Source organism: Pseudomonas sp. P5_A12 (genome assembly GCF_056400685.1).
The window spans coordinates 1-18,969 of sequence record NZ_JBFUKU010000092.1; the positions used below are offsets into that span (position 1 = coordinate 1).

At 58.4% G+C, this 18,969-nt stretch carries 15 protein-coding genes and 1 pseudogene; 13 read left to right on the forward strand and 3 right to left on the reverse strand.

Annotated elements, in window-relative coordinates; translation table 11 throughout:
- The 4 genes from AC1DSG_RS14645 to AC1DSG_RS14660 all read left to right on the forward strand — a co-directional run.
- Positions 1 to 835: DUF1329 domain-containing protein (locus AC1DSG_RS14645; protein ID WP_477791524.1), on the forward strand; the 835-nt coding region annotated here is incomplete at its 5' end.
- Between the two features lie 231 nt (positions 836 to 1,066).
- On the forward strand, positions 1,067 to 2,104 hold the full coding sequence (locus AC1DSG_RS14650; protein WP_477791525.1) for an amidohydrolase family protein: 1,038 nt from the start codon (positions 1,067 to 1,069) through the stop codon (positions 2,102 to 2,104).
- On the forward strand, positions 2,101 to 3,300 hold the full coding sequence (locus AC1DSG_RS14655; protein ID WP_477791526.1) for a phosphotransferase: 1,200 nt from the start codon (positions 2,101 to 2,103) through the stop codon (positions 3,298 to 3,300). The genes AC1DSG_RS14650 and AC1DSG_RS14655 overlap by 4 nt, the downstream gene beginning before the upstream one ends.
- Before the next feature lie 2 nt (positions 3,301 to 3,302).
- Complete coding sequence (locus tag AC1DSG_RS14660) at positions 3,303 to 4,088, forward strand: tyrosine-protein phosphatase (protein ID WP_477791527.1); 786 nt, start codon at positions 3,303 to 3,305, stop codon at positions 4,086 to 4,088.
- Here the strand turns inward: AC1DSG_RS14660 and AC1DSG_RS14665 are convergent.
- Both AC1DSG_RS14665 and AC1DSG_RS14670 read right to left on the reverse strand, forming a co-directional pair.
- Positions 4,085 to 4,969, reverse strand: a complete 885-nt coding sequence (locus AC1DSG_RS14665; protein ID WP_477791528.1) for a DMT family transporter — start codon at positions 4,967 to 4,969, stop codon at positions 4,085 to 4,087. The genes AC1DSG_RS14660 and AC1DSG_RS14665 overlap by 4 nt on opposite strands.
- A 91-nt stretch (positions 4,970 to 5,060) precedes the next feature.
- The gene (locus AC1DSG_RS14670; RefSeq protein ID WP_007942538.1) at positions 5,061 to 5,906 is read right to left on the reverse strand and encodes an SDR family oxidoreductase; all 846 of its coding nucleotides are present in this window, start codon (positions 5,904 to 5,906) and stop codon (positions 5,061 to 5,063) included.
- A gap of 418 nt (positions 5,907 to 6,324) precedes the next feature.
- Between AC1DSG_RS14670 and AC1DSG_RS14675 the strand changes: the two genes are divergently transcribed.
- The 8 genes from AC1DSG_RS14675 to AC1DSG_RS14710 all read left to right on the forward strand — a co-directional run bounded on the left by AC1DSG_RS14675 (position 6,325) and on the right by AC1DSG_RS14710 (position 17,561).
- Positions 6,325 to 7,986, forward strand: coding sequence for a DUF1302 domain-containing protein (locus AC1DSG_RS14675; protein WP_477791529.1), 1,662 nt, complete (start codon positions 6,325 to 6,327; stop codon positions 7,984 to 7,986).
- A gap of 30 nt (positions 7,987 to 8,016) precedes the next feature.
- Positions 8,017 to 9,375, forward strand: coding sequence for a DUF1329 domain-containing protein (locus AC1DSG_RS14680; protein ID WP_477791530.1), 1,359 nt, complete (start codon positions 8,017 to 8,019; stop codon positions 9,373 to 9,375).
- A 95-nt stretch (positions 9,376 to 9,470) separates the two neighbouring features.
- Complete coding sequence (locus AC1DSG_RS14685) at positions 9,471 to 10,601, forward strand: YCF48-related protein (protein WP_477791531.1); 1,131 nt, start codon at positions 9,471 to 9,473, stop codon at positions 10,599 to 10,601.
- Positions 10,602 to 10,636: 35 nt separating this feature from the next.
- Positions 10,637 to 13,168 carry an efflux RND transporter permease subunit gene (locus AC1DSG_RS14690; protein WP_477791532.1) on the forward strand — a complete coding sequence of 844 codons (2,532 nt, stop codon included), beginning with the start codon at positions 10,637 to 10,639 and terminating at the stop codon, positions 13,166 to 13,168.
- A gap of 47 nt (positions 13,169 to 13,215) precedes the next feature.
- Positions 13,216 to 14,187 carry a VOC family protein gene (locus tag AC1DSG_RS14695; protein ID WP_477791533.1) on the forward strand — a complete coding sequence of 324 codons (972 nt, stop codon included), beginning with the start codon at positions 13,216 to 13,218 and terminating at the stop codon, positions 14,185 to 14,187.
- Positions 14,184 to 15,002, forward strand: a complete 819-nt coding sequence (locus AC1DSG_RS14700; protein WP_477791534.1) for an enoyl-CoA hydratase/isomerase family protein — start codon at positions 14,184 to 14,186, stop codon at positions 15,000 to 15,002. Before AC1DSG_RS14695 ends, AC1DSG_RS14700 begins: the two co-directional genes overlap by 4 nt.
- 33 nt (positions 15,003 to 15,035) lie before the next feature.
- Complete coding sequence (locus AC1DSG_RS14705; RefSeq protein ID WP_477791535.1) at positions 15,036 to 15,857, forward strand: SDR family NAD(P)-dependent oxidoreductase; 822 nt, start codon at positions 15,036 to 15,038, stop codon at positions 15,855 to 15,857.
- Between the two features lie 99 nt (positions 15,858 to 15,956).
- Positions 15,957 to 17,561, forward strand: coding sequence for a phytoene desaturase family protein (locus AC1DSG_RS14710; protein ID WP_477791536.1), 1,605 nt, complete (start codon positions 15,957 to 15,959; stop codon positions 17,559 to 17,561).
- A gap of 99 nt (positions 17,562 to 17,660) precedes the next feature.
- On the opposite strand, the gene AC1DSG_RS14715 is transcribed toward AC1DSG_RS14710, so the two are convergent.
- Entirely contained in the window at positions 17,661 to 18,326 is a 666-nt protein-coding gene (locus AC1DSG_RS14715) for a TetR/AcrR family transcriptional regulator (RefSeq protein ID WP_477791537.1), read from the reverse strand.
- Positions 18,327 to 18,722: 396 nt separating this feature from the next.
- Between AC1DSG_RS14715 and AC1DSG_RS14720 the strand changes: the two are divergent.
- Positions 18,723 to 18,969 (forward strand): annotated as a pseudogene (locus AC1DSG_RS14720) (cytochrome P450); the annotation flags it as partial.

Below are 18,969 nucleotides of genomic sequence, written 5' to 3' on the forward strand. Positions count from 1 at the left end.
GGGTTACACCACCACGCCATCGTCCAATAGTTGGGTGGTAGATTCCCGGGGCTCTGTGACCAAGACCGCAGAGTCCGCCACCATGGAAGAGGCCCCGTACTACCAGGTCAAACAGGCTGATCGAGACCCACAGTTGTACTACCGCGCCTGGGCGCTGGACAGCTACCCGGCTCGCAGCGCCGGGCAACTGATCATCCTCGCCGACTACCTCGACCCGCAAGTCCAGCCGCGCCGCGCGTGGAGCTACACCCCAGGCATGCGCCGCATCAAGCTGGCGCCGGAGTTCTCCTATGACACGCCGGTACCCAACCAGGGTGGGGTGAACCTGTTCGACGAGTTGCAGATGTTCTCCGGCAGCCAGGACCGCTTCGATTACAAGCTGGTCGGCCGCAAGGAAATGTACATTCCCTACAACGCCTACAAGTTCTATTTCAGCTGCGGTCAGGAAGAGCAATTCCAGTCGCACCACGCCAACCCGGCCTGCGAGCGCTGGGAACTGCACCGGGTGTGGGTAGTGGAAGCGACACTGAAACCGGGCAAACGCCATGTCTACAGCAAGCGCACTTACTACCTGGACGAAGACACTTTTGGTGCCGGTCTGTATGACGCGTGGGACCAGGGCGGGGTGCTGTACCGCGCGCTGTTCCAGAGTGGCGTGCAGTTGTATGACAAAAAACTGCCGTACACAGTGAAAAACGTCAGTTACGACTTCAACAAAGGTATGTGGTCGTTGCTTAACGATGGCTTGAAGGGTGGCTACCGGGTGCATGACGAACCCTTGTCCGAGCGCGACATGAAACCGGAGTCGATCGTTTCCCAGGAAACGCAACGCTGATTGCATCGAGTGAGCACGCTTTGGCGGCCTGAGGGGGCCGCTTTTTTTTGGGCTACTTTCCAGACTGCGATGGTTTTTCAGTGTTCAGGGAACGTTTTATTTTGATAATTAACTGAACACTAATTGAAAATGTGTTTATATTGTTTTCGCGGTATTTATCCCTCATTTCAATCCGAACGCCCCGGCAATCGGTCGTTCGGTCTGCTGGCTTATTACAACAAGGAGAACGCCATGCTGATTGATGTCCACGCCCACTTGCTCACTGAGGGCATGCTGAACCGCCACGAGTTCTGGGGGCCGTTCATGAAAGTACAGGGGCTGACCGTGGGGCATTTTTCCCTCGGTACCAAGCAGCCAGCCAAAGCAGCTACGGATGCCGAAGCGCAGGCCAATATCGTCGCGCGCATGACCCACGCCAGCCGTCGAAAGCTGATGGCCGAACGGGGTGTCGACAAACTGGTAATGTCCACCCCGTCCCACTGTTTCATGTATTGGGCGGGTGATTTCGCCAACGAATACGCGCGCATCTGCAACGACGAGTTGTCGGCATTCTGCCGGGCCGATCCCGACCACTTCGATTTCTGGTGCCACGCCAACCTCGCAGATCCGCTGAACGCGGCCAAAGAAATCGAACGCGCCGTGACTCAGTTAGGGGCCAAGGGCGTGTGCGTAGGTGGGGCCAATTTCAATGGCCTGGAAGCTCACGATGAACGCTTGTTCCCTGTCTGGGAAAAGCTCGTTCAGCTGGACGTGCCGATCATGGTGCACGGCTTCAACCAGTCGATTTATTGGGGCGAAAAACACACTGACGACAAGTTCGAAACCACTTCCATCGTGGGTGATTGCGTCGATGAAACGCTGTTTTTCTGGTACCTGATCTGTGGMGGCGCACTGGATGTATTCCCGACCCTGAAAACCTACATCACCCATGCCGGCGGCATGGCGGTTTTCCAGTTGGGCCGCCTGAGTGAGCTCAACCGGGCCATGGCACCGGACTCACGCAACCAGCGCCCGTTGATGGATTACATGCAGAACTTCTACTTCGACCTGGACGTGCATGCGCCCGGCTTGCGTCGTGGTGTCGCCGAGGTGGTGGGGGTGGATCGTCTGTTGTACGGCACCAACTTTGGTGGCGCCTATGACCATGGCGATCTGACCGAAGGCCTGGGGTTGTCCACTCAAGATCGTGAACGGATCCGTAGCGGTAACGCGATCGAACTGCTCAAGCTGAAGGTTCCGAGCAACGCTGGGCGGGTGCTGACGCCGTGACGGACAGCCTGCTGGACATGGCCGCCGGGCGGCCATACCCGCAGCGCACTGGGCGATTGCCTCGGCAACTGAGTGAGATCACCACAGCCTGGCTCACGCAGCTATTGCAGCCGCGTTATCCAGGCATTGAGGTCCTGGCGTTGACAGCGGTGGAGGTCCGTAACGGGCACACCACCAAATTCCGCGCCAGGCTTGAGTTGAACGAGGTCGGACAGCGCGCGGGCATTCCTGCGCATGTGTGCCTGAAGTCGAACTGGTCCGAGGGTTTCGAGAGCGGCGATATCTGTGAGCTGGAAGCGCGCCTGTATCATCTGGCGCGCGGCTGGTCCGACGCGCCATTGCCCACCACTTTTTTCACCGACTGGGATGCCGATGGTGGTGGTCGAGGTGTGGTGATGATGGAAGACCTCGGCCTGGCTGCCGGGCAATTTGGTCATAGCACCGATCACCTGGGTGTGGACGGTGTTGCTCAGGGGCTCGAGTCACTGGCGACGGTACATGCTGCTACCTGGAACAGTCCGCAGTTGCAGGAACAGAGTTGGTTGCCGGTGTCGATGGCCAACCCGGTGGACAGCGACGGTCTGCTGCGCATGTACAACTACATCAAGGTCAATCTGCGTAAACCCGAGTATCAGCAACTGCTGCCAAAATGGATGTACGAGACGCCGGAGTTGTTTAGCCATGCGTTCGATGAATTGGCAGCTTTTGAACTGGAGCAGACTTCACCCTGTTGTTTGATCCATGGTGATTCCCATCAGGGAAATAGTTTCTTGCGCAGTGACGGTCAACGTATCTGGCTGGATTGGCAACTGGCCCGGCGTGGCCGGCCATGGCGCGACGTCGCGTATTTCATGTTCGGCGCGATGACCGTGGAGGAACGCCGCGCTGATGCGCAGCGCTTGCTGGGTGTTTACCGGGAAAAATTGATCAGCCTGGGAGCCGAAGGCGTGCTGGGACAGGACGCGGCCTGGGAGCAATTACGACGTTGGCCGGTTTGGGGGATGCAGACCTGGATGTCGAACATGGATGATTGGGGGCAGGCCGGACTGCCAATGGTGGAACGGTTTTTCGCCGCCGCAGAAGATTTTGATACCGTGCGCTTGTTGACCCACGGCCGTAAGCCACGCCGCACACCGATATTGGGGCAGGGCGCACGGCCATTGACGCAAGCGTATCAACACTTATTGGAGAGTTGAGCATGGCCAGTCAGGAGGATTTTCGTCTGCAAGGCGCGGATAACTTTCGCAGCTTGAAGGGTATGCCCACCCGTTGTGGTCGCCGCATTGGCGGCGATGTTCTATTGCGTGCAGACCAGCTGCATGGCTTGACGGGTGAGGACTGGCAGGCACTTCAGCGCCTGGGGTTGCAGACCGTTTGCGATTTACGCAGCGCGGGCGAGCGTGAACGTTACCCAAACCGCTTGCCAGATAGTGCAATTCGGGAACTTCACCTGGAGGTCATCGGCGATGTCCGTGCCGATCCACGTATTGCCGCCATGCTGGCGGAGAACCCGGAGGCGGAGGCCGCACGGGGCATGATGCTGGAGGTTTACCGGCGACTGCCGGGAATGTTGGCGCCGCTGTTGCCAGAGTTATTTCGGGTATTTTCTGAAGAAAATGGATCGGTACTGATTCACTGCACGGCGGGCAAGGACCGCACCGGCGTGGCGGTCATGCTGCTGTTGCACGCACTGGGTGTCGCGCCTGAACACATCATGACCGACTATTTGCGTTCGGCACGGCGTTTCAATCAGTTGAGTGCAGAGCGTCAGGACGCGATGAGTCATGCGGTGAGCCGGATGGTGGGTCGGCCGGTCAACGAAGCGGCGTTCGACGCGGTAGTGGATGCCCGGCCGGAATATTTGAATGCCGCTTATGCGGTGATCGAGGCCGAGTATGGTGGGCTGGATCGCTATCTGCAGCGCTTCAGTGGTTTGAGCACAGCGCGCTTGCAGACGTTGCGAGATACCTTGCTGGTCGCCTAGGTCGCAGCCCGGGCCAACACCCGGGCGGGTTTCCATTGTGCCAATCCAATCCCCAGCAAAATCAACCCGCCGCCCACTGCGTGGTACAGGTGCAATGTTTCCCCGAGCAGCACAATCGCCAACACTGCGGTAAACAAAGGCACCAGGTTCATCAGCACGGCGGTTTTTTCTGCGCCGAGGGTTTGCAGGCCGCGCATCCATAATCCTGGTGCCAGTGCCGAGGCGAATAGGCCAGCGAATAGCACCAGCGGGATGTTCTTTGACGTCAGGGCTATCGATGGTGCCAGCACGAAAGGCGGCACCAGCAGCAGGGTGCCGCAGATAATTTGCACGTACAGGCTTTCCCAGGTTGGCAGGGGAATCTGCCAGCGCTTCACCAGCACGCAGTACAGCGCGTATGACAGCGATGCCAGCAACATCATCAGTTCACCTTGGCCGACTCCATGCTGCCAGAGCGAGGGCAAGTCGCCTGCTGCCAGCAACCAGGTCAGGCCGGCAAACGAAATCAGGGCGCCGACCAGCAACGTTGCCGTCGGTCGGGTATTGAGTATCGGAAAGGCCAGCAGCACCGTGAGTAGTGGCATGGTCGCCAGAATCAGGCCCATGGAGGTGGCGCTGACAGTGTGCGCCGCAAAATACGCCAACGACTGGTAAAGCGACATGCCGAGCAAACCCAGCAGCCACAATTTGAGTAAATGTGGGCGTATCTGGCGGCGCAAGCGCCATACCCTGGGCAACAACACTGGCGACAACACCAGTAATGCAGTCAGCCAGCGGTAGAAGGAAATGGCCGCAGGGTCGATCACTCCAACCGACAGGCGGTTGACCACCGTACTGGCAGCCCAGATCAATGTGGCAAGGACAGGTAGCAGCAGATTCATCACAGGTGCGCCAAAGTTGAGGGTGCGCGGAGCGCACCGGGACCTACGCCGCTTTCGCGGCGATCAGTGAATGCTCGGCTGCGTGCGTGTGTTACTCGCTGGCAGCGTTGCGTGCGGCAATGGCTGCGGCAAAATCGCGCTTGAGTGTCGGGAAGTAAGCAATCTGGCCACCCATGCCCCCGGCGATGTCGATCGAGGCCGCGCTGATGAAGCTGGCGTATTCGCTGGCCAGGAACAGCGCCATGCCCGCCACGTCTTCAGGCTTGCCGTAGCGTCCGAGCGGCACGACTTTCATCACCATGGCGTCGAACTCTTCGCGAGTGACGCCCGGCCCCATCTCTTTGTAGTGACGATCCCACTGGCCGGTATCGATCCAGCCCATGTTCAGGCTGTTGACCAGGATATTGTCCTTGGGCAGGGACATGCCCAGCGAGCGGGAGAGGGCGATGCACGACGCACGGTTGATCACCGAAGGAATACCGTCAGGTGTCGGAATCGCGCCGGCCAGGGCGTTGATTTCGATGATTCGCCCCCAACGCTGTTCACGCATGAACGGCACTACGGCCTGGACGAATCGGAAATGCCCCATCTGCAGGATGTTGGCATGTTCGAGGATGGCTTCCGGGGTCAGGGTATCGATATTGCCGCTACGTCCTTGACCCGCATTGTTCACCAGCACATCGACACCACCCCAGGCGTGTGCAACTTCAGCGACGAAAGCTTTCACCCCTTCGCTGTCGGTTACATCAACAGCCCGGGCAATGACCGCTTGGGCGTGTTCCGCGAGTTGTGCGCCGACTTCGCGGACAGCTGCTTCACTGCGTGCGCAAATCGCTACTCGAGCCCCTTCCGCCGCGAAAGCCCGGGCGATTGCCAGACCGATGCCTCGGGACGCGCCCGTGATGATTACTCGCTTTGCACTCAAATCAATGTTCATGGTGGCTCCTCTTGTTTTTTTTCTGCCGGTTCATGTGTCGTTTTTCCTGCCAAACCCCTGTATTCAGTGGGTGTGCCGGGGCTATTGAAAGCCCAAAGAAGAAAATCGTCAAAGATTATTTGAACGTTTATGTGTTTTGTGTGCAGTATTGCTCCTGCCGACGTCTCTATCTGACGCCGGGTTCCAAGGATTTGCGGTAAAAATTCTGAATAGAGAACTGCAATCTTTATGTGGAATTTTAGATTCCAATCCGTTACGGTGGCTTCAGCTGAAGGGGAAAGTGGTCCTGGAGCGTGCCAGGCCTCTCGAGCGGACTGTCCAAGCGGGACTTGCATCGATCCTGTGGGGTTTCGCAGATCGCTGGAATGACTGGTTGAACGCACTTAACGTCAGAAAATAAAAATAAAAGGTAGTGTGTATGAAACAGAAGACCAAACAGGGTCGGCGGGTGCTGACTCAAGGTGCTCTGACACTGTTGATGGTTGGCAGTGCACAGGGTTTGATGGCGGCTTCGTTCGACATGTCGAACCCAGACTACCGCGTGCGTTGGGACAATACAGTCCGTTACAACTTGGGTATGCGGACCGACAAGCAAGACAACAACATCATGAGAACGGTGAACTTCGACGAGTCGGACGGGAAGTTCAACAGAAACGATATTGTGACAAATCGCCTCGATGTGTTGAGTGAGTTCGATTTTTCCTACCTCAACGATTGGGGTGCACGACTCAGCGCTGCTGGCTGGTATGACAATGCCTACGATGACGACAAGGTTCGCAGTAACGTTCCTGGCTTCGCGACCAGCTACTTCAACAGCAAATACAGCAATCAAGTGGATCGTTACACGAACGGTCCTTCAGGCGAAATTCTCGACGCGTTCTTGTGGCGCAACTTCAACATCGGCGAGATTCCGGTCAACGTGAAAGCCGGCCGCCACACCAACTACTGGGGTGAGAGTCTGCTCTTCGGCGCGCATGCCGTGTCTTATTCCCAGGCCCCAAGTGATGGCGTAAAAGCCGCCACCAGCCCGGGTATCGAAACCAAGGAAGTGTTCCTGCCGGTCGGTCAAATCTCTGCTAAGGCTCAGGTGACCGATCACCTTTCGCTTGCCGCTCAGTACTTCTATGAATGGCAACCTACCCGGATTCCTTACGGTGGCACTTATTTCGGTGCAGCGGATCCATTGTTCGAAGGCCCGGACCGATTGCCGGTGGCTGCCAACGGCGCAACACTGACTCGCCAGAATTCGAGCTTCGGGCGTGATGGCAAGAACTGGGGCGTGATGGGCAAACTCAACGTCGAAGAAATCGAATCGACCTTTGGCGCCTACTACCGTCAGTTCGACGACTACCAGCCTTGGTTGGCCCCGGAAGTCAAAGCCGCGTTGGGCACTTATCGAGTGGTCTACCCGCGAGGTGTGAAGCTGGCGGGTCTGAGCTTCGCCCGCGTCTTCAATACCGTGGCGGTGGGTTCGGATTTGTCCTATCGCATGAACGGCGCGTTGAACGCCACCGGTGTCGATCCACTGGATGAAGAAGGTCCTCGTGGCGACACGATCCACTTTATCGCCAACGCCGTTTACGGCGTACCGCGCAACTTCATTTCGAATAACGCCACGTTGGTCGGTGAAATCGCTTACAGCCATCTGGACCGGGTAACCGAGCACGAAGAGTTGTACAAAGGCGTGGGCGAGGTCGGTTGCGTCAATGGCAACACACCACGCATTGCCGGTTCCGGTAATGAGTCCGACGGCTGCTCGACGAGAAACTACTCCGCAGTCGCTGTCAACTACACCCCGCAGTACATTTCAATCTTCCCTTCCTGGGATATGGACGTTCCGCTGACAGTCAATTATGGTCTGGACGGCAATGCTGCCTCGGCCGGCGGTGGTTCCGAAGGCGCTTTGTCGTACTCTGTCGGCGTCAAACTGACCTACGCCCAGCTGTATGAGTTCGGCCTGCGTTATGCCGATACCGATGCCCAAACCAAAACCCTGAACAATGGCACCGTCTCCGGCAACGGCGGCGTTGGTAGCACTGACCGTGGTTGGCTGGCATTTACCTTCAAAACCTCCTTCTGACAAATCCAATAAGAATCGGAGAACGTGTTCATGAAACGACAACTTGCTTTATCCATTGCCCTGATGAGCATGGCGACCTACACCCTGGCGGCAGGCGGTGACGCCTCGGATCTGGGCAAAAGCCTCACCTCGTTCGGTGCGATCAAGGCGGGCAACGCTGAGGGCACCATCCCAGCCTATGACGGCGGCCTGACCAAGGCACCGGCTGGCTTCGTACCCGATAGCGGGTTCTGGGTCGACCCGTTCAAGGATGAAAAACCACTGTTTCGCATCGATGCCAAAAACGTCGACCAATACGCGGACAAGCTCAGTGAAGGGCAAAAGACCCTGATCAAGAAGTACCCGACGTATTACATCGACATTTATCCAAGCCACCGCACCACCGCCTATCCCCAGGCAGTGCTTGACGCCACCGTGCGCAATGCCAGCAGTTGCCAGATTCAGAAAGATGGCCTGGCGGTCGACCCGTCCTGCCGTGGTGGCTTGCCGTTCCCGATTCCAAAGAACGGCAACGAAGTGATGTGGAACCAGCAGGTGCGCTACAAGATCGGCACCGGCTACTCGACCACCTCGTCTTCGAACAGTTGGGTTATCGATGCCAATGGTTCGATCACCAAGACCGCCGAACAGGCGACCTTCGAAGAAACGCCGTACTACCAAGTTACCCAGGCGGACCGAGATCCGCTGATGTATGCCCGGGTGTTCTCGCGCAATGACTATCCGGCGCGTCGTTCCGGTGAAGTTGTGGTGCTGACCGACTTCCTCGATCCTCTGGCCAAAGCCCGTCGCTCGTTCAGCTACTCCCCGGGTCAGCGTCGAGTCAAGCTGGCGCCGGAATTTGCCTTCGATACACCCGTGGCCAGTCAGGGCGGTGTGACGCTGTTTGATGAACTGCAAATGTTCTCCGGCAGCCAGGACCGCTTCGACTACAAACTGGTCGGCCGCAAAGAGATGTACATCCCGTACAACGCCTACAAGTTCTACTTCGGGACCAAGCAGGAAGATCAGTTCATGCCGCACCACGCCAACCCGGCCAACGAGCGCTGGGAGCTGCATCGGGTGTGGGTCGTGGAGGCGAACCTGAAGCCGGGCATGCGCCACGTCTACAGCAAGCGCACCTATTACCTGGATGAAGACACCTTCGGCGTTGGTCTGTATGACGCCTGGGACAAGAGCGGCGCGTTGTATCGCTCGATCTTCCTCAGTGGCGTACAGCTCTATGACAAGAACATTCCTTACAACGTGAAGAACGTCGTTTATGACTTCAACAAAGGCATGTACGCGTTGCTCAACGATGGGCTGAAAGGGGGTTACAAGTTCATCGACAAACCGCTTTCCGAGCGGGACATGAATCCTGAAGCCATTGTGGCCCGAGTTACCCAGCGCTGATGTGTATCGCCTGTTCTGCCCGCCGGTTTGCGCATCGAACCTGACGGGTAGAACAGGTGGATTTTGCCACGCGGGATGGTTGAGGAATAAAAATAATGACTAACCCTTGCCCTGCTTCTCTTGTTCTTTCCAAATCTCGTCTACTGCTTGCTGTTGCGCTGGCCGTCGGCGTGAATGCAGGGATGACGGCGCCTGCCTATAGCGCCGTCATGTCTTCCACTGATTCGCTGGACGTACCGGCGTTGAAGGTCGACGAACACCTGCCTGTACCCTTGCTGTCCGTTGCCAAGGCCGGAGATGCAATGATCAGTGTCGGCTTGCACGGGCTGATCCAGCGCTCCACCGATGGCGGGAAAACCTGGCAACAGGTCGACAGTCCGGTTTCCAGCGATCTGGTGCAGGTACGGTTTCGCGATGAACACAACGGCTGGATCGTCGGTCACGACGCGCTGGTGCTGCACACCACCGATGGTGGTCGCAACTGGCAGGTGCAACTCGATGGGCGCCGCCTGTTGACATTGCTCAATGGCTATTACGGCCCGCGGGCCGAAAAAGGCGATGAATCTGCAGCCCTGGTACTCAAGGAAGTTGCAATGGCCGCCAGTACCTCGGCGACCCCGGACGTATTGGCCGCACCTTTTCTGGATGTGATGTTCGATGCGCAGGGCAACGGCTTCGCCGTGGGTGCCTTTGGCCTGTTGTTGCACAGCACTGACAACGGCCAGAACTGGGAGCCGTGGCTCGAACGCAGTGACAACGAGCGACGCATGCACCTGTATGGGCTGGCGGAGCATGCGGGTACCTTTTACATCAGCGGCGAACAAGGTCTGCTGCTGCGCCTGGACACTCAGCAACAACGATTCGTGAAAATCGACACGCCTTACACCGGCACCTACTTCGGTGTCCGCGCCTTCGATCATCTGCTGCTTGCCTACGGATTGCGCGGCAATCTGTTCGCCAGCCGTGATGACGGCCAGCAATGGCAGCCTGTGGAAACCAACCTCAATAGCAGCCTGATCAGCATCGTCGAGCAGGGCAACGCCTTGATCGTCGTGAGTCAGGGCGGGCAATTGGTCAGCGTCGATCGGCAGAGTTTGCAGGTCACCCCGCTGGCGGATGCGCGAATGGGTGAGGTGTATGCAGCCAGTGCCACCAATCAGGCTGGGAGCCTGGTTGTCACGCGCTTTAGCGGCGCCAAGGTCATCGATATCGCCCAGGCCAACTGACGCCGTCGGCACGATTCCCCTACGAGAAAGAAAAAATGGTCGAGCAAAAATTCAACAGCGGGATGCCAGTGATCGCCAACCTGGAGGACTTTGACAAGAACTCCGGGGGCTGGTTTGAACGGGTGATTTTCCGTCATCGCATGGTGGTCGTCGTTGCCTGCTTGCTCGCCACGGTGGTGTTGGGCTTCTTTGCTACACGGCTGCAAGTGAATGCCAGCTTCGAGAAAATGATTCCCAGCTCCAGCCCCTACATCAAGAATTACCTGGCCTATAAAGACCAGCTTCCCGGGTTGGGTAACAGCATTCGCGTGGTGGTGGAAAACAAGAGCGGTGACATCTACGACGCCGACTACTTGCTGGCGCTGCAGAAAGTCAACGACACCCTGTACCTGATCCCGGGTATCGACCGTTCCTGGATGAAGTCGTTGTGGATGCCCATCGTTCGCTGGAAAGAAGTGACGGAGGAGGGCATTGATGGCGGTGCAGTGATGCCATCGGATTACGACGGCAGCGAAAAATCGATCAAAGCCTTGCGCCGCAACATTATGCGCGCTGGCATTGTCGGCAACCTGGTGGCCAACGACAGCCAGTCGAGCATGATCGTAGCGCCGTTGCTCGACACCAATCCGCAGACTGGCAAACCACTGGACTACGGTGATTTTTCCAAGCAACTGGAAGCGCAGATTCGCTCGCTGGAAAGCGACAAGGTGGGCATTCACATTGTCGGTTTCAGCAAGCTGGTAGGCGACCTGATCGACGGCCTGTATTCGGTGATGTTGTTCTTCGGCGCGTCGGTGGTGATCGCCGGGTTGTTCGTCTATTTCTATACCCGCTGCCTGCGCAGCACGTTATTGCTGGTGAGCGTTGCCGTGGCGGGCGTGGTGTGGCTGCTGGGGTTGATGCAAATCCTTGGCTACGATCTGGACCCGTATTCGATTCTGGTGCCGTTCCTGATTTTTGCCATCGGCATTTCCCATGGCACACAGAAGATGAACGGCATCCTTCAGGACATTGGCCGTGGCACCCATAAATACGTAGCTGCGCGCTATACCTTCCGTCGTTTGTTCCTGACCGGCCTTACCGCACTGCTGACCAATATTGTCGGGTTTGCCGTGCTGGTGATCATTGATATTCCGGTGATCCGCGACCTGGCCCTGACCACCAGCATCGGTGTCGCCGTGCTGATTTTCACCAAGCTGTTGTTGATTCCGGTAGCGCTGTCGTACCTCGGTGTCAGTAAAAAAGCCGCGCGTTATGCCATCGCCAAAGACCAGGCCGGCGAAGCCAATCGTGGTCTGCTCGGGCACCTCTGGCACAGTCTTGACCGCTTCACCGAACGTCCGTGGGCCACAGCGGTCATCGCTTTGTCGCTGCTGGTGACCCTGGGTTGCAGTGTGGTGATGATGCATCTGAAGGTGGGCGACCTGGACCCCGGTGCACCGGAGTTGCGTGCGGATTCGCGCTATAACCGCGACAACGCCTACATCACCGGTCATTACGGTCTCTCCAGTGACCAGTTCGTGGTCATCGTGAAGACCAATGAAGACAGCTGCCGTCTGTACCAATCGCTGCAAAGCATGGACAAACTGGCGTGGCACCTGCGTCAGACAGCCGGTGTACAAACCACCCAGTCGCTGGCCGAAACCGTGCGCATGATCAGTTCCGGCATGGCCGAAGGCAGCCCGAAATGGCTGAGCATCAGCCGTGACCAGGCGATCACCAACTCGGCGGTGGACGCGGCAATGATCTCCGCTCCCGGGATCACCAACCAGCAATGCTCCGTGACCCCGATTATCGCCTACCTGGCCGACCACAAGGCTGACACCCTGAGCCGGGTGTTGAAAGTCTCCGAAGAATTCGCCAAGCAAAACAACACCGCCGCTGGTGCTGAACAGCCGGTTGAATTCCTGTTGGCTGCGGGTAATGCCGGCATCGAGGCCGCCACCAATATCGAGGTAGAGAAGGGCATCATCACGATGTACCTGGCGGTGTACGGCGCCACGGCGTTGCTCTGCCTGCTGACCTTCCGCAGCTGGCGCGCAACCCTGGTGGCGCTGATTCCGCTGCTGATGACCACGATTATCTGCAAGGCGCTGATGGTCTGGCTGGGAATTGGCCTCAAGGTGGCCACCTTGCCGGTCATCGCCGTGGGTGTCGGTGTCGGTGTGGACTACGCACTGTATCTGCTCAGTGTGCAACTGGCGGTGCAGGAACGCGGTGGCAGCCTGGCGGTGGCCTATCGTCGCTCGCTGGACTTTACCGGTCGCGTCGTCGCACTCGTGGGCCTGACCATGGCCGCCGGGGTGATTACCTGGGCCTGGTCGCCAATCAAGTTCCAGGCCGACATGGGCATTCTGCTGACCTTCATGTTCCTGTGGAACATGCTTGGCGCGCTGGTGTTGATCCCGGCTCTGTCGCATTACCTGCTTAACCCCAAGGGCAACTCCAAGGCTGGAGTGACCCTCGACCTCGAAGACGCCCGCGCACAGCAGGAACCGCGTAAACCGGTAACCGGCGCATCGACCCACTCATTGACTGAGCTCGCCTTACCCCGGCGTGCCCGCTGACTAATAGCCAGGCACAGGCCCTGGCTGGCAATTGCAAGGAGATAATAATGTTCGAGTTATTGATGAGTGCCGACATGATGGTCCCGGACCCGGACGGCATGACGGAAATGTTGGTCGACAAGCTCGGGATCTACAAACACGAACGCTGGCGCCAGGCGTTCGATAATCACCCGTACATCGCGCATTTTCTGCGTGTACACAAATCCCTGGCGGTGTCGCCAACGCGCATTGAACCGCAGTGGCACCTGAATCGGCCGAATCCCGGCGACCCGTTGTTCCACGACTTTCTGGAAAGCCTGAAAGATTTCCAGGGTCATCATCGGCCGATGCTTACGCACTCCATCGTGCTGGCCCTGCACGGGGACAAGTTCGACGCGCTGGTGGACAAACTGATGCGTCGACGCTTGCCGTTCCGCATGGCGCAGCGCACCCCGGAAATGCCGTTCGACCGTCTGTGGCTGGGTGCTACGCCTGAGCAACCTTACTATCAGCCTTCTGTGGATGGTGGTCTGTGCATTGAAATCATGCCGACCGAGCCGTTGCAGATGCCGCCGGAAACCTATCAGTTGCCACCGATGCAACCGCGCGATCAAAAGCCCGGCGACATGGTGCGCGTCACGGCCCGTGGCTTCCTGGTACGCGACCTCGACGAAACCCTGCGCAAGGTATCGACCAACCTCGATTGGGAACCAAGCGGTCCGGTAGAGAACATCCGCAGCGAAGGCTATCGCCGTGCGCGCATGGGGTTCACCGTGCCGAACAGTGCGACCCTCGATGTACTCGAGGCGACTTACTGGAACACCGACGCCGGTCACTACGTCAATAACTGGGGTCCGGGTCCGTATTACATCCGGATCGGTGTCAATGATCTGGCCGCCAAAGCGGAAGATCTGCGCGCACGCGGCACCCGGTTCCAGTGGATCGAATCCTCGGAGGCCGTGGGCGGTCGTCCATTGATCAAGATCGATCCACAAGAACTCAATGGTCAAGTCTTCGAGTTCGAGGAGTGCCCTGCATGAGTACAGCGCAAAACCTGCAGTCTCCCGTGCTGATCAACGATGCGGTGCGCGTGGAGCGCGATGCCATGGTGGGCTGGGTCGTTCTGACCCGCCCCGGACAGATCAATGCCATCAACGATGAGATTCGCCAAGGCGTGCCGCAAGCGCTGGCACTGTTGCAGAAAGACCCTGACATTCGCGTGATCGTGATTCGCGGAGAAGGCGAGCGCGGCTTTTGTGCCGGTGCCGATATCAAGGAACGCCGCGGCCCGGAGTCCAGCCTGCAAGTGCGTCAGCGTATGGAAAACGTACGCTGGATCGAAACCCTGGACGGCATCACCAAACCAGTGATCGCCGCCATTCATGGCTACTGCATGGGCGGTGGACTGGAATTGGTGCTAGCGTGTGATATCCGTTTCGCAGCCCCCGATGCCGTGTTCGCACTGCCGGAAACCGGTCTGGGATTGATTCCCGGTGGTGGCGGCACGCAGCGACTGTCTCGAGTGGTTGCACCGGGACAGGCGTTGGACATGTTGCTCACCGGTGACCGAATGGGCGCCGAGCAAGCGCAGCGCATTGGCCTGGTCAGTCGACTGGCCAGTGACAACGCCAGACTTGTGGAAGAAGTGCGTGCTTTTGCCAAACGCATTGCCAGCAAGCCACCTACCGCGTCGGCCKTTGTCAAACAGGCTGCGCGGGCGGCACTGGAAATGGATCTCAAACGAGGCCTGGACCTGGAACTTGATCTGTTTGCCTTGTTGGCCCCGACCAAGGACGCCCGCGAAGCGGCCCAGGCCTTCAGCGAACGGCGCGAACCGCGTTTTACCGGCGAATAATGCGCCACCCCCTAAAACAAAAAGGATAAGGGCATGAGTACAGGAAAACTGGCAGGACGAGTGGCCATTATTACCGGCTCCGGTGGCGGCCTGGGCGCCGAATGCGCTCGGGTTCTGGCATCGCATGGCGCGAGTATTGCCGTGGTCGATATCAATTTCGAGGGGGCAACAGCCGTTGCCCAATCGTTGGTCGCCGAGGGCCATCAGGCCTTGGCGATTGCCACCGATGTGTCCTCGGAGGACTCTGTGCGGGCGATGGTCGCCCAGGTGAAAGAGCGTTTCGGCCGTATCGACATATTGCACAACAACGCGGCGATTCTGAATGCCGAGCAACGTCAGTTGGACCGTGATTTCGTCAACCTTGACATGCAGGCCTGGGACCGCGCCATCGCCGTCAACCTGCGTGGTGCGGTGCTGTGCACCAAGCATGTGATTCCGGTCATGCTAGAACACGGCAAGGGCTCGATCATCTTCGCCACCTCGGGTCTGGGCATGCAGGGCGATATGTCCCTGACCGGCTACGCCACTTCCAAGGCCGGGCTGATGATGCTGCCGCGCATGGTGGCCTCGCAGTACGGCAAGCAAGGCATTCGCGGCAACGCCGTGCAGATCGGACTGGCGCCTTCGGAACACGCCATGCCTGAACCCTTGCTCGACATTCTGCGCGACAACCACTGCACTGCCGAGCTTGGCACGCCACGGCAGATCGCCGATGTCGTGGCCTTCCTGGCCAGTGATGAATCCTCCTTTGTCACCGGCACCACCTTGGTCGCCGACGGCGGTTTCAGCAGCCACACACCGTCCCTGGTGGCGATGCGCGCACTATTCGCGCAAATGGGCCGCACCGGCATGTAACGCTTGCCGCGGCGCACCCTGTGCGGTGCGCCGAGGCTGATCTTCCTCGCCACAGCCGCCGCATGCCGCCGTGGTTGAACTTCGACATGGAAGCTTGTGATGAACCCGAACCAAAATGCGAGTAACACTGATTACGATGTGATCGTGGTCGGTGGTGGCACCAATGGCTTGTCGGCGGGCTGCTACCTGGGTATGGAAGGCAAGAAAGTACTGGTGCTTGAAGCGTTGGACAAGGTCGGCGGAATGGCTTCGTCTGGCTATCTGATACCCGAAGCACCGCAGCACCTGGTTCACCCCTGTGCCCTGGATATGATGTCGATGCGGGTACATTCCCATGTGCCGGCGGAGCTGGGACTTGAGCGCCACGGTTTCAAATCGGTGGAGCTCGCCCCGGGGTATGTGTATCTGCACCCGGATGGCCAGTCGCTGATTTTCTGGCGTGATCGTGAGAAAACCGCTGCCGAGATTCGCCGCTTCAGCAGCAAGGACGCCGAGGCGTTTCTTGAGTTCATGAAAGTCATCGACATGTTCCTCGATATCGCGCTGCCGATGATGCGTGTCGACCCGGCGAAGACCAACCTGGGTGTGAAGCTGAAGATGCTTGGCACCGCGATCAAACACAAAGCCTTGAAACCCGAACTGATGGCACTGATGACGGGGTCCGCGCTGCAAGCTGCGCGTGAACGCTTCGAGCATCCGGTGACCATTTCCGCGATGTGCGCGCTGACCGGTCTGGCGGGGGATATCAGCGCCGATGGCGGTGGGATTTATTACGCCTTGCTGGGTTTTCTCCACCGATTCGGCGTTGGCCGAGTGTTGGGCGGGATGCAGCAGTTGAGCAATGCCATGCGAGCTCGTCTGGAAGAACTGGGCGGTCAGGTGTTGGTGTCGGCCAGCGTCAGTGAAATCGTTGCCAAAGATGGCCGCATCAAAGGAGTGAAACTGGCTGATGGTCGCCAGTTTACAGCTCGTGCAGTCATTGCTGGCTGTCACCCCAAGCCTGCGCTGGATATGGTCACCCCTGGTGAAATCCCTAAACATCTGCTGACTCGCATCGCTATGGCGCCCGCCAATGGCAAGGGCTCGGGACCACTGAAGGTGGACGTGGCCTTGCGTGGGCAGATTTCCCTGCCACGTTTTGCTGCAGCACGCGGCGATGGTGTGGATCTGCGTAAGACCGTGATGTTGATCGGCACCGAAGAAGCCGTGCTGGAAAACTTTGCCGCTTGCGCCCGTGGTGAAGTACCGAAGTTGCCCTATATCACCGTGGCTGCTCCGAGCGCGGCCGACCCTTCACAAGCGCCGGCTGGCCAGGACGTGCTGTACATCTATCCGCCGGTGATGCCGGTGAACCCCAATGAGGGGTGGGACGCATTGCGTGAACGGGTAGCCGACCAAGTGCAAGAACAGCTGTATGACTACATCGAGGGGATCGAAGGGCAGGTGATTGGCCGGCACATTGAGGCGGCCCCGGACTTTACGGCACGCTTGAATACTGTGAATGGCTGTGTGGTGCATATCGACACCACCTCGATGCGTTCGAGCACCATGCGCCCTGCGTACGGTTTGGGAGGAGATACCTTGCCGGTGGCGGGTCTGTATTTTGGCAGCGCCGGCATACATCCGGGCGGTGGCGTCAACGGTATGGCCGGGCGATTGGCGGCCAAGAGGGTGAGCAAGTACCTGCAGAAAAAAGGTAACTGATTCCAATGCGGATCGGTTAGCACGAGCGCTGAGCTTGTTTGGCGAGGGAGCAAGCTCCCTCGCCACAGGTTTTATACGTCTTGGAAACGCCGAAAGCGGTTAAACGCTGTCGGCGTTTTTTTCTGCACCCAACGAAATACTCGCCAGGACAAAGTCCGCCGAGTACTGGCGCCAGGTGGCCATGCCTTGCGCTGAGTCGGTGTCCAGGCCGGCGAGTGCAGACATCGAGTAGCGGTTGGTGAACCAGCCTGTGGTCACCAGCGATGCACTCGCCAGTAAAAGGCGCGGGTTGATGTCCGCACGGAAATCACCACTGGCAGCCCCCCGCACCAGAATCGCATCGAGCTTGGCGATCAGTGTCGGAGCCATTTCCAGAAAATGGTTGYGCGGTGTCTCGTGGGTATCGTGGTAGCGAATGCCCTCCAGCGCGAGGCTACCGAGGAAGGGGTCAAAACGGTATTGGTCGAAGAAGTGATTGAGCACGGTGCGCATCGCCAAGGGGGGTGGCAGCTCTTCGACATTGAGGTTGACCAGCTCGGACATGATGTTGTCCGAAGACTCGTCCAGTACCGCGACAAACAGCCCCTCCTTGGAGTTGTAGTAGTGGTAGACCAGTTGCTTGGTGACGCCGGCATCGCGGGCAATTTCTTCCACGCGCGCACCGGCCAGGCCTTTTTTAGCGAATTCCACACGCGCAGCAGCGAGCAGGCGATTCATCGTATTGCGTTTGCCCTGTTCGCCACCTTCTGCTGCCTTTACCGCCACCTCGTACTCCTCATGCCTGGATTGGCCAGGCTATTTATACCTTGAAGCATTTTCCTGGGTGTCTTCGTTTGACCCCGAGTCAAACGAAGCAGACTACCCGTGCAGACGCATCCGCTTACCATAGGTTGGCAGGCTGGGGAGCGAACGTAAAGCGCCGAACGACCCGCTGCCACGCTTCAGCTCCGAGGGTCCGCAGCCGCGCGATCTTGGTGTGCAAAAAGAATAAAAACAAGAGACTCGTCGTTGCCGCACCCGCAGTTACCGGTTAGCCGACCCCAGGTTTTCGACCCCGTTACTGTTATCGCCATGCGCTGGCGAGTCTCGCTGGTATTCCCTGATGTCGTCGTGCGCAAGAACTGACAAGCACAGGCGACAGCTGACTGATAGGAGATCCTGATGAGCAACGAAAGCGCAGCACTGGACCTGGCAACCGCGTATTCCGCCGTGTCTGACCTGTATCGCGGTACTGACCTGGATATTCATGCGGTGTGCCGCGAGCAACGCTTGAAATCACCCATCTATGAGGGTGACTTCATCAAGCAGTTCGGGGTCCCGACCAACGCCGGCACCCAGCAGGGCACTCGCCCGACTTGTGCCTTGTTCAAGTATCAGGACGTGATGACGGTTCTGCGCGATGGTGCGC